We start from the raw sequence: 14,372 nt of genomic DNA, 5'->3' as shown, positions 1-14,372 counted from the left end.
GTCTCGCTTAAGATTTCTAAACCGAAATTCATTATTTAACTGAAACTAGTTCCCAGTCGTCGCCTTGTGCCACTAACTGGAAATCAAAATCTGATGTATTGCTATCTTGATCAAGCTGCTGAATAACGCGGTAGCCTTCCGCACGCAGTGTTTTGATCTTTTGCCAAAGCGACTCATTGTGCTCAGATGGCGCAAGAACGCTCGAGCGTTCAGTCACAACCACTTCTGCCAAAGCAACCAACGTTTTTACGTCAGTACTAAAACCGGTTGCTGGACGCGAACGACCAAACACTTCCCCGATAAAGTTGTAGCGCCCGCCACGAGCCACGGCATTACCATGTCCTGGAACATACGCAGCAAAAACAAGACCGGTATGGTAGCTGTATGACTCCATATCTGATAAGTCAAAATGAAGACCAACTGCACCAAATCGAGCGGAGACAACGTTCGCGACAGCACGAATTTGCGCTAACGCATTTGAAACCGAATCGCTCACACCTGATAACACGGCTTCAGCACGATCCAGTGCATCAACACCACCACACAATCGAGGCAATTCAGCCAACCATACTTTCGCTTTGGCATCGATATCGGTCACGGCAAGAAACGCTTCAAGTTCAGGAAGCCCTTTAGCTTTGTAGAAAGCAGCTAATTTAGTTTCTTGCTCTTTTGTCAGGCCTGATGCTGCCATGACACCGCGGACAACATCAATATGACCAACGTCTAATACCAGTTTCGTTAAGCCAGCTTGAGTCAAGGTATCCAGCATAAGAGACAGAATTTCTAAATCACTTTCAATACCACTGTGGCCATATAACTCAGCACCTAATTGAATAGGACTTCGCGTTCCATCAAGACCTGCCGGAGTCGTACGCAATACGCTGCCGCAATAGCTTAGACGCTCAACACCGTCATTTTTTAGACAATGAGCATCAATACGAGCCACTTGCGATGTAAAGTCAGCACGAATACCCATTAATCGACCAGATAACTGATCAATGACTTTAAAGGTTTCGATCTCTAGATCCGAGCCAGCACCGATTAACAAAGAATCTAGGTACTCGATTAGAGGGGGGATGACCAATTGATAACCCCAACTTTCGTGGAGATTAAGCAGTGTTCTTCTAAGGTGTTCAATCTTAGCCGCCTGTTTAGGCAAGGCCTCGTCAACACCATCTGGTAGCAACCAGCGATCTGCTAGTGTCATTAAACTGTATCCTCTTAGCTTCGGGTCAGTAATAGGAGCGTTAATCCAAGAAACATACTCACCGCCCCAAGCACCCGCAAGTTTTTATCTGAACTTGCGATCGCTCTTACCATTATTTCACGCCACAAATTTGGCTTCAAAAATGGTAAAACCCCTTCGGCAATCAGTAATAAGCTGAAACCAACTAGAAGCGAATGCAACAATTCCTGCATAGACTCTCTATATTTTGACCATTAAAAAACCGGGCTTTACCCGGTTTCGCTGATTCTATCATGATTTTATGGCTGACTTACAGGCATAAGAGCCTGCAAGTCAGCCAAAAATCAGTTCTTTATTTCGTTTCTTTAAAGTACTTAAAGAAATCGCTTTCAGGATCCAAAATGAACACATCACCGCTGTTTTCGAAACTTGCGCGGTAAGCTTGTAGACTACGGTAGAAATCGTAGAATTCAGGATCTTGCTGGTAAGCTTCAGCGTAAACAGAAGCTGCTTGTGCATCACCGTCACCACGAATCATTTCCGCATCACGTTGCGCTTCTGCTTCAAGCACTACTCGCTGACGATCTGCATCGGCACGAATACCTTCCGCAAGCTCTAGGCCTTTAGAACGGTGCTCACGAGCCTCACGCTCACGCTCAGTACGCATACGCTGGTAAACAGACTCACTTACATCTGGCGGCAGATCAATTCGCTTCACACGAATATCAACAATCGTAATACCCAACTCACTTTGAGCAACACCATCAATACGATCACGCAGCTCAGTCATCAGCTCTTCACGCTCACCCGACACCACTTCATGCATCGTACGTTCACCAAACTGGTTACGTAGACCGGTATCAACACGAGAAGACAGCACTCGATTCGCGACAAACTCATCACCAGACGTCGCCTGATAGAAACGCGCTACATCGGCAATCTTCCATTTAACGTAGGAATCAACAATAACCGCTTTTTTCTCAAGCGTTAGATAACGCTGAGGACGTGAATCCATCGTCAAAATACGCGCATCGAATTTCTTCACATCGTTCATAATTGGCAATTTGAAGTGAATACCCGGCTGAACATCCGCCTGAACAATTTCACCAAACTTAAGAACCACCGCACGCTCAGTTTCCTTAACCACGTAAAGAGTCTGAGAAGCAACTAAAACCGCTGCCAATACGATAAATAAAATCGCAAAAGATAGGTTTTTCATTAGTTTCTCCCCTCACGCACCGGACTTGAACTTTGACGATTACGGATCTCAGCAATCACCTGATCGGTTAGTGAGCTGATAGAAGATGAATCGTTTCTAGCTGCATCAGACGATGACGCACGCTGCTTCATAATCTGATCCAGCGGCAAATACATCATGTTGTTACCATTTTTCGAGTCAACAACAACCTTGTTTGCCCCTTTGTAAATCGTTTCAATCGTCTCTAGGTATAGACGCTGACGAGTAACTTCTGGCGCTTTTGCATACTCTTGGTATAGACGATCAAAACGATCCGCCTGACCTTGTGCACGCGCAACGATCTCAGAACGATAAGCTTCAGCTTCTTCGCGAATACGCTGAGCCCGACCACGCGCTTCCGGAATGATTCCGTTTGCGTATGATTCTGCCTCGTTACGAACACGCTGCTCATCCTCTTTGGCTTTGATTACGTCATCAAACGCCGCCTGAACTTGGTTCGGAGCTTGCGTATTTTCAACGTTTACTTTAGAAATCAGCAAACCTGTGCCGTAATTATTAATGTAGGACTGAAGTCGCTCTTTCACTTCTGCCGCTAACACCTCACGACCCTCGGTCAAAATCTGGTCCATTTCAGTGGTACCAACGACGTGACGCAATGAACTCTCAACCGCTTGCGCTAGAGAATCCTCTGGTGCACGAACATTTAGAACGAAGTCACGTGGATTATCGATTGAGTACTGAACGGATACGCCCACCTCAACAATCGCCTCATCCACCGTCAACATCAACGCTTTATGATCGTGCGAACGAACTTTCGTTACGTTGACACGTGTCACGGAGTCAATCATTGGTGGATTCCAGTGCAGACCCGGCATAACCGTTTCATGAAATTTACCTAAACGAAGAACAACACCACGCTCTTGCTGGTCAACCTGATAGATGCCTGTTGCCGCCCACAAGGCAAACAAACCAACAACCACAATACCCACCAAGCCGCCACCTAATTTGCCACCCATTCCTGGGCCGCCATTAGATCCTGAGCCGCCATTGCGTTTTTTATTAACGCCCAGCATACCCATTAGCTTATTAAACGCCTCATCAAGGTCTGGTGGTGACTGATCTTTACCACCGTTATTCTGACCTTGACGACCCCAAGGGTCGTTATTTGGCTCTTTATCAGGCTCTTTATCGCGACCCCCATTGCTGTTACGGTTTTTATCCGTGTTCCATGGGTCGTTGTCGTTATTACCCGGTTCATTCCAGGCCATACTACATCTCCACTTTCTTGTAATGATAATCCGGTGATTAGGCTGCCTGAACTTGTTCTTCAGACATACCCACTCTAGCAAGTATTTGTAGATAATCCTTGCGAGGCAAGCACAATTCAAGCACAGATTGCCCTAATTCGTTGTAAGTTTCGTTTTTAACACCACCCTGCTCAAACAACATCGCCCTAAATCGACCTTGCTCAACAGGAACGACGATGGTTTCTTTAACAACGTCTTCAGATAATAGTTCAGCAATCGCTTGCTCAAGTAAATCAATACCTACCCCATCACGAGCAGACACCCAAACTCGCACAGGGTTCCCGTGCTCATCTCGATCAATTCGAGGTTCACCGGTCGGCATCGCATCGATCTTATTAAATACTTTCAGAATTGGTAGCTCATTCGCACCAATTTCTTCTAGAACAATATCGACATCAGCAATATTTTCATCACGGTTAACATCAGCAGCATCCACGACATGCAGTAAAAGGTCAGACTCTGCCGATTCTTTCAATGTCGCTTGGAATGCCTTCACTAATCGGTGCGGCAATTTGCGAATGAAACCTACCGTATCCGCCAACACGATCGTACCCACTTGCTCAAGATCAAGACGTCGCAACGTCGGATCCAATGTCGCAAATAGCTGGTCAGCCGCATAAACATCAGCACCAGTCGCACGGTTAAACAGGGTCGACTTGCCAGCGTTGGTGTAACCTACAAGCGAAACCGTAGGCACATCTGACCGTGAACGAGCACGACGGCTTTGGTCTCGCTGAGAGTTTACTTTAGCAAGACGTTTTTGGATGGACTTAATGCGCTCACGAAGTAATCGACGGTCAGTCTCAAGCTGCGTTTCACCTGGACCGCGCATCCCGATACCACCTTTTTGGCGCTCAAGGTGTGTCCAACCTCGAATCAATCGAGTCGACATATGCTGCAACTGGGCAAGCTCGACTTGCAACTTACCTTCATGCGTACGAGCACGTTGCGCAAAAATATCTAGAATCAAGCCTGTGCGATCAAGCACTCGGCAATTCAAGACACTTTCAAGATTACGTTCTTGTGAGGGGGATAAGGCATGGTCGAAAAGTACCACTTGGGCTTCTTCTCGGATCACAATGTCTTTGATTTCATCCAATTTGCCGGTGCCGACAAAGAACCTAGAATCAGGTCTCTGACGAGATCCTGTTACAACCGCAACAGGATCAGCACCAGCAGAGAGAGCGAGTTCTACGAACTCTTCTGGCCCATGATTATCGTCGGAATCGTGAAAATCGATATGAACCAGGACAGCAATTTCACCACTTTCAGGGCGTTCGAAAAACAAGTTATATAACCTCTGTTTGTTCTAGTTAGAACAAACTTATTCTGTAGCATCTTCCGCCTGATCAGGAGACGGTAGACGAATAGTGCGTGATGGAACAACAGTCGAGATTGCGTGTTTGTATACCATTTGACTAACGGTGTTTTTCAACAAAATCACAAACTGATCAAATGACTCGATTTGTCCTTGAAGCTTAATACCATTCACAAGAAAGATAGATACAGGTACTCTTTCTTTGCGAAGTACGTTTAAGTAAGGGTCTTGTAATGACTGCCCTTTTGACATCGGATTCTCCTTAAGCAAGCAAACTTATAATTAAAATATTGGCAAAACAATACTATAGATAGTACACCAAAACTTTTCTGATTTCCCCTTATATAATCTCGCTTTCCAAGTATTTCAAGGTTTGTCCTAAAAGATCTTTATGTAAGCTATCAAAAATCACTAAATCATCCCAGCCACGTAACCAAGTATGCTGACGTTTTGCTAATTGCCTTGTCGCAACAACACCCTTAAATACAGCCTCATCAAGCGTGTCTTCCCCTTCCAAATACTGCCACAACTGACGGTATCCGACACAGCGAACCGATGGCATTTCTATCGTTAAGTCTCCGCGCCGATGCAGCCCTTCAACCTCCGCTAAGAAGCCCTGCTCCATCATAATATGGAAACGCTGCTCTATCCGCTGATGAAGCACTGAGCGCTCTTGTGGCATCACAGCGATATTAACCAACTCAAACGGCAGTTCCTGCGCTTCTTGCTCCGCCCACAACTGAGTCATAGTTTTGCCCGTTAAGCGGTACACCTCTAATGCACGCTGCAAACGTTGCGAGTCGTTGGGATTGATTCTAGCCGCCGCCACTGGGTCAATTTCTTTAAGCTGCTCATGCAAACTCGCCAAACCAAATTTTGCAGCATGCTGATCGAATTCAGCACGAATTATCGGATCGGCTGATGGCATTGGCGCCAATCCTTTCTGCAACGCATTAAAATACATCATGGTACCACCCACCAAAAGCGGTGTTTTGCCCTGCGCCACAATATCTTCCACTTCACGCTGCACATCAGATAAGAAATCAGCCGCAGAATAACTTTCAGTTGGTTCAATAATATCGATTAAACGGTGAGGTGCTTTGGCTAACGTTTCTGCATCCGGCTTAGCAGTACCAATATCCATACCTTTGTATACTAGGGCGGAATCAACACTGATAATGTCATAGCCGTGCTGACTGGCAAGCTCAACAGCAAGCCCTGTTTTACCCGAGGCAGTTGGCCCCATTAAGCAAACGACTTTAGGTTTAGACATGTTTTAGCGGCCCCGTAAAAATAATTTATCTAAATCAGACATGGATAACTGAGTCCAAGTTGGTCGTCCATGGTTACATTGTCCACTGCGCTCAGTAATTTCCATATCACGAAGCAAACTGTTCATTTCAGCAATGGTCAACTTTCGGTTCGCTCGAACAGCACCGTGACAAGACATCGTCGCCATCAATTCATTAGCGCGCGCTTGCAATAAGTCACTGGTTCCGTTGACCACCAAATCACTGATAACATCTCGAACCAAGCCTTCAATATCACCGTCAATTAATATGATCGGCACTTCGCGCACCATGACACTTTCAGGGCCAGAACGCTCTATTTTGAAACCAAACTGCGCAAACACATCATGACTGTCTTCCACTAAATCCGCCTCTGCTTGCGATAGAGACACATTAATAGGCACCAAAAGCGGCTGTGACGCGACACTTTTAGCATAAAATGCTGCTTTCATTCGCTCATAAACAATACGCTCATGTGCCGCATGCATATCAACGATGATCATGCCGGTTTCCGTTTCCGAGAGGATATACGCACCATGTATTTGCGCCACCGCGTAACCTAGCGGGGGTGTCATTGCATGACTTGGCATAGGCTCTCGCACTCGTCCTGTGCCCGCAGAGACACTCAAACTGGAATCGTTTGTACTTTTTAAAGGGGGTGTTTGAGTGACAACAGGCGTAATTTCACCTGTTTCAGGGTTAATATGCTCGCCCTCAAACTGACGAGCAAAGTCGTTCATCTTAGACACCGCACTGAGTTGCCCAGTCACTTGACCTGTTGTAGGCACATCCTTTGGTGTGTAAGAGTTCGGTGTGTGCCCACTATTTTGACCCGAGCTCATCCAAGAGGCATCTCGGGCTGCCGAAGGGTGCCCTAAGCCTAAATTCGCTTGATCTTTAATTTGTGGTTCTTGCTGCTGGATTGGGTTTTCAGCAACCCCCTGCATCCCCGACTCTGGCCGAACATCTGCCAATACTTTATGAATACGGCTGAACAAGAAGTCATGCACCAATCGCCCATCACGAAAACGAACTTCATGTTTAGTTGGGTGGACATTTACATCAACCGTACCAGGATCCAACTCAAGATACAGAACAAAGGTAGGATGGCGACCGTTATACAACACATCGCGATAAGCCTGACGCACCGCATGAGCAACCAACTTGTCACGCACAACACGGCCGTTCACAAAGAAATACTGCAAATCTGCCTGCGATCGAGAAAAAGTTGGCAACCCAATCCATCCCCACAAACGCAACCCTGCCGCCTCAACATCAATGGTCAGCGCATTCTCAATGAATTTTTTACCCAACAAGTTTGCTAAGCGATGCTCCGCATGCAGCTGATCTTGGACCGGACGAAGATCATACACTTGCTTACCGTTATGATTTAAGCGAAAACCTACGTCGTAGCGACTGAGCGCCAACCGCTTTACAACTTCTTCTAAATGATTGAATTCTGTTTTCTCTGTTCGCAGAAATTTGCGTCGCGCAGGCGTATTAAAAAACAGATCGCGCGCCTCGATCGTCGTACCTTGAGGATGTGACGCAGGTCGAACAGACGTCGCCATATCCTTACCTTCCGCTTCGACACGCCAAGCCTCAGGCTCGCCTTCGGCACAAGATGTTAAGTGTAAACGTGAAACAGAGCTGATACTGGCCAAGGCTTCGCCACGAAACCCAAGCGTTGCAACGGCCTCTAAGTCATCTAGCGTGATGATCTTACTCGTCGCATGGCGACTCAGCGCTAAGGATAAATCGTCTTTAACGATACCGCGGCCATTATCTCGAATCTTAATACCGCGCACGCCACCCTGCTCAACATCAATATCAAGCTGGGTAGCGCCTGCGTCTAAACTATTTTCCAGCAATTCTTTTACAACCGATGCGGGGCGCTCTACCACCTCCCCCGCCGCTATTTGGTTAGCTAAGCGAGGGGACAGCAAATTTATTCTAGTCATGAGACTCCTTGGCCAAGAGGTCGTTTAACTGGCAGGGATAGATAACTTTTGACCTATCCAAATTACATCGTTGCGTAGGGTATTGGCTGAGCGCAAAGAGTCAAGAGACACACCATTTTTTCTGGCAATTTCTGACAATGTATCGCCTTTTGATACCGTGTAGGTATAGCCACCTTTTTGAGTTTTTTGCCAAGCGATATAAGTACCATCCGGAGGGTTCGAGACAAAGAAATCCTCTACTCCTTTGGCAATTGAAGAAGCCAGTTTGCGACGATAAGTCAGACTCGATAGATTTTTTGCTTCTGTTTTGTTCGATACGAACCCTGTCTCGATCAAAATAGAAGGAATATCGGGGGATTTCAACACCACAAAGCCGGCTTGCTGGACTGAGTTTTTATGCAGTTTGGCAACGCCTCGCATTTCACCCAACACTTCTTTGCCAATATCTAAACTCATCTGAATGGTTGAATTCATTGACATATCAAGCAGCACTTCGGCTAACAGTTGATCTTTATCGTCTAACGAGATCCCACCCACTAAGTCAGCAGATTGCTCTTGTTGCGCCAACCAACGACCCATTTCAGAAGTCTTACCGCTCAGTGACAACGCCCAAACGGACGCACCACGAGCCGAGGACTTCGTAAACGCATCCGCATGAATCGAAATCATCAGATCTGCATTGGCTTCGCGAGCTACTCGGGAACGATCACGCAATTGCAAATACACATCTGTAGAGCGAGTCATCACGGCCTTAATTCCTGGCTTCGCATTTAGACGTTTAGCCAACTCTCGACCAATCGACAACACAATGTCTTTTTCCCTAACTTTGTATTGTCCCAATGCGCCAGGATCTTTACCGCCATGTCCCGGGTCAATCACCACGACAATATCGCGCTTCTCATCGGAAATGGATGCTAGACTTTTAACGACCGTCGGGGCAGAACTACTCTGCACGCCGTAGTCCAATTCCACCAAAATGCGAGGCCCATAACCGCCCGATGCAGCTAGCTTAGTCGTTTTAGCTTTGACTTTTTTATTGAGGTCGAGAACAAAGCGCATACCAGAGTCACGTTTCGCATAGCGCACACGTAAAAGCGCGTCGGAAGACAACGCAGACAGACTTGCCACCACGTCTTGCGAAATATCGGTATCATTAATGTCCAAAACAACCCGATCAGGGTTGCTAAGTGGGAACATACGATGATCAACAGAGCTATCAAGCTCAAACACAAGGCGCGTTGAGCCTGGTTGTTGACCGACACGAATATCTTTGACTTGAGCGGCCTGCATCAGCGTGCTCATTGTCAATAAAAGCACTGGCAATAGCCAATTAATAGAAAACATTTTTTTATACATATCAGACAGCTAGCAAGTATATGGTTACACTATAACGGTTGCCGTCTCTGATCTCAAATAGACAATATATTGAGCACAAAAAAGGAGGCTAAAGCCTCCTCGAATTATCTAGCTGGCAAGCCGTTGCGATATTTCAGCTACCGCTTCGACACCGTAGCTGGTTTTCGGTTCAATAGAGACTGATCTACCGTGACGTATTAACTCTAGGTGAACCACTAAATCAGGCTTAGACAAAACACCCTCCCCCATTTCGGCCCATTCTACTAAACATAAAGCGCCATCTTTAAAATAATCACGAATCCCCATGTATTCTAATTCTTCAGGGTTACTGATGCGATAGAGATCAAAGTGAAAGACGTCCTGATTTTCAAACTCATAAGGTTCAACAATGGTATAGGTTGGACTTTTAACCGGACCAATATAGCCCAAACCTCGAAGAATCCCCCGTACCAACGTGGTCTTCCCCATGCCTAGATTGCCATCTAAATACACCACTCCACCACTTTTGAGTGATGCCGAAAGGTTCTCACCAAACAGCTCCATTGACTCTTCACCAAACACTTCTTTTTCAAACAACATAATGTTACTCACTTACCTACACACGTCTGCATGCGAAATTTTATTCTAGATAATCCAATAATTGATAGGGCTGCATTGTCACCATACCTATATTCTGCTGACATTTTTGCGCCGCTTTGTTGTGCCAAGCAGCCGCAATGACTGCCGCTTCAAAAACGTCGTCATAGTACGCCAAACATGACCCCACCATACCACTTAATACATCCCCTGAGCCGCCCTTAGCCAAGCCAGGACAAGCCCCCCCAACAATCATGGTGCGCCCATCAGGTGCCGCTACGACACTTGTTGCTCCTTTCAATATCACCACCGATTGGTAACGATCTGCGATGGTACGTGCCGCCAAAGGTAAATCTTGAAGTATTTCTGGGACCTTTTTGCTTAACAGCCTGGCTGCCTCTCCAGGGTGAGGCGTTACCACCATTTTTTGTCTCACAACTGGTTGCTCAGTCAACCAATACAAACCATCTGCATCAACGATGGTTGGATAATCATCCAACACCTTAAATTGCTGCCATATACTTTCAGACCATTCGGAGCGCCCTAAACCAGGCCCTATTACCAATACAGACTCTTGTCCTCTGAGCGTTGAGGAGATATTCATTTCATGTGATGCGACTGCCATCACATTAGGATTACGTACCAAAGAGGCGTTCAGATGTCTCTCTTGGGTATATAAACACACTGTGCCAGCACCACTTTTAGCAGCCGCCTCACTTGCCATAATGGCAGCACCGCCATACCCATGATCTCCAGCTATGACTGTGACATGCCCATAAGTTCCTTTATGGGAGTTTGGCTTACGCCCACAGGGGGGCATAACATCAAGTACTGTGGCAGCCAAAAAATAGGCTTGTGGCTGCTCAGACAGGTCAACTGCCTGTAAGTTCTCCGTCACAATTTCGCGGTAGAAAGACGGACCGTCTTGCAAATAATGCCCTATTTTGTCACCAATAAAAGTCACCACTAGATCGGCTTGCACCGCCAACTCAGCCTTACCTGTGAACAAATCTAAACCACTAGGGCAATCCACACTAACTAACCAAGCGCCCGCATCAGCCAAACCATTCATTACCTGAATCGCTCGCTCAAATTGCGCAGACAACGGCGCCCTAAAACCAATGCCCAACAAAGCGTCAACGATCACAGGAGCGTGATCATCATCTAGCTCATCAATGCTTCTTACTTGAACATTTTCAAGCTCATAGGCTATTTTCTCCGCCCGTAAGGCATCCCCTTTCCTAGGAGAACTGGCTGCATCATAAACTATAACCTGCAAGCCATCTTGCGCAGCAAGAGCCGCCACCACCCACCCATCGCCGCCATTATTGCCGCCACCGACAACAATCGCCAGGTGAGTCACCCCGCGTTGACGCCGCAAGATATGGTTATAAAGAGCCTGACCCGCACGCAACATCATTGGAAAGCTCGCGCCTTCATGGGCAAAGCTGGCCTGTTCACGAGACCGAATAGCAGCCACGTCGAACAAAGGGCTAAGAAAGCGTGATGAAAGCAAAGATGACATGATAGCGGCCTCCCATGTTTTGAACGTAAAGCCCAAGAGCACTGATATTAAGAACGAACCTTAATATCATCATAGCAAGACATTACGACAACCCGAACATGGTCGTACGATAATGCTTCAGCTCTTCAATGGACTCAATAATATCATCTAACGCTAAGTGGGCACCTGACTTTTCAAACCCCTCTAACGCTTCAGGCTTCCAGCGTTTAGCCAATTCTTTGATGGTACTGACATCTAAATAACGATAATGGAAATAGGCCTCTAGTTTCGGCATATAACGGTACAGAAAGCGACGATCTTGACCAACACTGTTGCCACAGATTGGGGATTTACCCGCCGGGACGTACTGCTCTAAAAAAGCAATTGTCTGAGATTCAGCATCCGCCATCGAAATATCAGAACTCAAGACTCGATCTGTAAGCCCAGATTGCCCATGGTGCGTCGTGCACCACTCATCCATGGCATCCATGACCGATTTTTCTTGATGAATGGCCAAATTAGGTCCTCTACCCAGTACATTAAGATCCTTGTCCGTCACAATCGTAGCAATCTCAATGATGGTGTCTGTATCAGGTTCTAGGCCTGTCATTTCTAAATCAATCCAGATTAGATTATCTTCGCTGTAACTCATAATGCACTCAATCCTGTATTTTAGTTGCTAGCCATTATACTCTATGCGTTTAAATTAACGACCGACAAATACGAATGTCAAAACGAAAGCTGACCAAACAACAATCTTGGCGCATAGAGCGTATTCATAAAGAACGTATGGAACGCACACAAAAGCGTGCTGACCGTGCTGAAGAGACGTTACAATCGTCCGATCTTGGCCCAGAAACCGAAGGCATCATCATCTCTCACTTTGGCACGCAAGTGGAGGTTGAAGGTACACAAGAACCCCATGTTGGCGTAAGTACACGCTGTAATATGCGTGCTAACCTCGGTCAATTGGTGACAGGCGACAAAGTTGTGTGGCGACCGAAGCACACCGAAGGCGGCGTAGTTGTCGCGCGCTCTGATCGCGACACGCTATTGCAGCGACCCGATATGCATGGTCGTTTAAAACCCGTCGCTGCAAACATAGACTTTATTGTCGTGGTCATCGCCGCAGAGCCTGTCCCTCATGCCAATTTGATTGACCGCTATTTAGTTGCCGCTGAAACTGTGGATATTCCACCTGTTATTTTGCTCAACAAAAGCGACTTGATTGACGAAAGTAACGCTAAAGACCTTGAAAAACTTCTAAAGACATACATTGATTTAGGTTATCAAGTCATACGCACATCGATCAAAAATGACGAAGGTATGGCCGAGCTCAATGAGTTTTTGAAAGACCGCATCAGCGTTTTTGTTGGGCAATCAGGTGTGGGGAAATCGTCGCTAATAGGAACGTTATTACCAGACATTGAAATCAGTGTTGGGGAACTGTCTCAGAAGCGTAAAAAAGGGACACACACCACCACAACGGCACGTTTATTCCATATGCCGATTGGCGGCGACTTAATAGACTCACCCGGAATTCGTGAATTCGGACTGTGGCACATCAGCGAAGATGAACTGCTTGAAGGCTTTATTGAGTTTCGACCACACCTCGGTTACTGCAAATTTCGCGACTGCTCTCATGAACAAGAGCCCGGTTGCGCCATTAGAGATGCATTAGACAAAGGCGAAATTACAGCACATCGCTTTGAAAGCTATCTTCGTATTCGACAGTCCATTCGCGATAATGATGCGTTTTAACCCTAGGCTTTAAAACACATTTTCAGGGGTCATGTTAGGATCAAGCTCAACCTGCTCACCACCAAAGCGGCGGCGGCTTGATTCTAGCATTCGTTTATAAGCATCATCGGTCAGCAAAGTTACTGAAATTCGGCGATTCTCAGGGCTTGCTGGATCCACTCTATTATATGGCACACTGTCCGCCAGTCCTATCACCTGAGCAATACGTTTAGGCTCTAAACCACCTTCTACCAACGCCTTCTTTGCAGCGTTCGCTCTCAAACTGGACAGGTCCCAGTTATCAAATAAACCAGTGCCAGTAAAACCGGAAGCATCCGTGTGCCCAGTAATAACAACAGGGTTCTCAATCATGCTAAAAACAGCCGCCATGCTCATGAGAGTATTCTCCATGTCCGGCACAAGTTGTGCACTACCACGTTCGAACATTGGCTTGTCAGGATCATCGATTAAAGTAATTCGAACCCCCTCGGGCGTGATTTCAATTCGCATATTTTGGTCGTTTGAATTAACACGGTCTAGACTTCGAAATTGCTCGATGAGCAAAGCGTTCATTTTTTCCAGCTCTTCGCCGTCATTCCCAGTCCGCATTGATTCTTCATCAGTGAGATCAGGTGTGCTTCCTGGGTCAGGCAAGTTCATATCGAGTTTACGCTCGGTACTCATTGCTGGGCTGCCACCTAAGTCAATAGGGTTGTTACTAAAGCCTGCCGTGGACATGCCCGCGGGATCATTAAAATACCCCTCGATTGCTGCCAATTCTTCGGGAGAGGATACATTAATAATCCACAACACTAAGAAAAAAGCCATCATCGCTAAGGCAAAATCGGCCAGCGCTATTTTCCAAGCACCACCATGATGACCACCTTTCTTGATCTTTTTTACACGTCGAATGACGGGATCATAATTATTCATAAAC

14 protein-coding genes are annotated in these 14,372 nt (G+C 46.4%); 1 reads left to right on the top strand and 13 read right to left on the bottom strand.

Going from position 1 to position 14,372, the window contains the following annotated elements:
• Positions 1-31 precede the first annotated feature (31 nt).
• The 12 genes from ACPUEK_RS09635 to orn form a co-directional block, all read right to left on the bottom strand.
• Positions 32-1,207: an ATP phosphoribosyltransferase regulatory subunit gene (locus tag ACPUEK_RS09635; protein ID WP_067214449.1), complete on the bottom strand. Its 1,176-nt coding sequence runs from the start codon at positions 1,205-1,207 to the stop codon at positions 32-34.
• A gap of 14 nt (positions 1,208-1,221) precedes the next feature.
• Positions 1,222-1,419, bottom strand: a complete 198-nt coding sequence (locus ACPUEK_RS09630) for a DUF2065 domain-containing protein (protein ID WP_067036918.1) — start codon at positions 1,417-1,419, stop codon at positions 1,222-1,224.
• A gap of 119 nt (positions 1,420-1,538) precedes the next feature.
• The gene (gene hflC, locus ACPUEK_RS09625; RefSeq protein WP_067036916.1) at positions 1,539-2,405 is read right to left on the bottom strand and encodes a protease modulator HflC; all 867 of its coding nucleotides are present in this window, start codon (positions 2,403-2,405) and stop codon (positions 1,539-1,541) included.
• A complete protein-coding gene (gene hflK, locus ACPUEK_RS09620) occupies positions 2,405-3,652 on the bottom strand; it encodes an FtsH protease activity modulator HflK (protein WP_425640588.1) in 1,248 nt (415 codons plus the stop codon). The genes hflC and hflK overlap by 1 nt, the downstream gene beginning before the upstream one ends.
• 37 nt (positions 3,653-3,689) lie before the next feature.
• Entirely contained in the window at positions 3,690-4,979 is a 1,290-nt protein-coding gene (gene hflX / locus ACPUEK_RS09615; RefSeq protein WP_067036912.1) for a ribosome rescue GTPase HflX, read from the bottom strand.
• Positions 4,980-5,015: 36 nt separating this feature from the next.
• A complete protein-coding gene (gene hfq / locus ACPUEK_RS09610) occupies positions 5,016-5,261 on the bottom strand; it encodes an RNA chaperone Hfq (protein WP_067036910.1) in 246 nt (81 codons plus the stop codon).
• An 88-nt stretch (positions 5,262-5,349) separates the two neighbouring features.
• Positions 5,350-6,282 (bottom strand): tRNA (adenosine(37)-N6)-dimethylallyltransferase MiaA, encoded by a 933-nt coding sequence (gene miaA, locus ACPUEK_RS09605; protein WP_425640587.1) that lies wholly within the window; start codon positions 6,280-6,282, stop codon positions 5,350-5,352.
• 3 nt (positions 6,283-6,285) lie between these two features.
• Positions 6,286-8,259: a DNA mismatch repair endonuclease MutL gene (gene mutL / locus ACPUEK_RS09600; RefSeq protein ID WP_425640586.1), complete on the bottom strand. Its 1,974-nt coding sequence runs from the start codon at positions 8,257-8,259 to the stop codon at positions 6,286-6,288.
• 24 nt (positions 8,260-8,283) lie between these two features.
• The gene (locus tag ACPUEK_RS09595) at positions 8,284-9,603 is read right to left on the bottom strand and encodes an N-acetylmuramoyl-L-alanine amidase (protein ID WP_244502996.1); all 1,320 of its coding nucleotides are present in this window, start codon (positions 9,601-9,603) and stop codon (positions 8,284-8,286) included.
• A 120-nt stretch (positions 9,604-9,723) separates the two neighbouring features.
• Positions 9,724-10,194, bottom strand: coding sequence for a tRNA (adenosine(37)-N6)-threonylcarbamoyltransferase complex ATPase subunit type 1 TsaE (tsaE, locus tag ACPUEK_RS09590; RefSeq protein WP_425640585.1), 471 nt, complete (start codon positions 10,192-10,194; stop codon positions 9,724-9,726).
• A 40-nt stretch (positions 10,195-10,234) separates the two neighbouring features.
• Positions 10,235-11,716, bottom strand: a complete 1,482-nt coding sequence (locus ACPUEK_RS09585) for an NAD(P)H-hydrate dehydratase (RefSeq protein WP_425640584.1) — start codon at positions 11,714-11,716, stop codon at positions 10,235-10,237.
• Between the two features lie 82 nt (positions 11,717-11,798).
• Entirely contained in the window at positions 11,799-12,347 is a 549-nt protein-coding gene (orn, locus tag ACPUEK_RS09580) for an oligoribonuclease (RefSeq protein ID WP_067036898.1), read from the bottom strand.
• A 74-nt stretch (positions 12,348-12,421) separates the two neighbouring features.
• Here orn and rsgA point away from each other — a divergent pair, with 74 nt between their 5' ends.
• Positions 12,422-13,456, top strand: coding sequence for a small ribosomal subunit biogenesis GTPase RsgA (gene rsgA / locus ACPUEK_RS09575; RefSeq protein ID WP_425640583.1), 1,035 nt, complete (start codon positions 12,422-12,424; stop codon positions 13,454-13,456).
• A gap of 9 nt (positions 13,457-13,465) precedes the next feature.
• Here rsgA and ACPUEK_RS09570 read toward each other — a convergent pair whose 3' ends face one another.
• The gene (locus ACPUEK_RS09570; protein WP_417507291.1) at positions 13,466-14,368 is read right to left on the bottom strand and encodes a flagellar motor protein MotB; all 903 of its coding nucleotides are present in this window, start codon (positions 14,366-14,368) and stop codon (positions 13,466-13,468) included.
• Positions 14,369-14,372: the final 4 nt, after the last annotated feature.

Origin of the sequence: Marinomonas gallaica, from assembly GCF_049821165.1 — a bacterium.
Classification (GTDB): domain Bacteria; phylum Pseudomonadota; class Gammaproteobacteria; order Pseudomonadales; family Marinomonadaceae; genus Marinomonas; species Marinomonas gallaica.
This window is presented reverse-complemented; position numbering and strand designations above follow the sequence as displayed.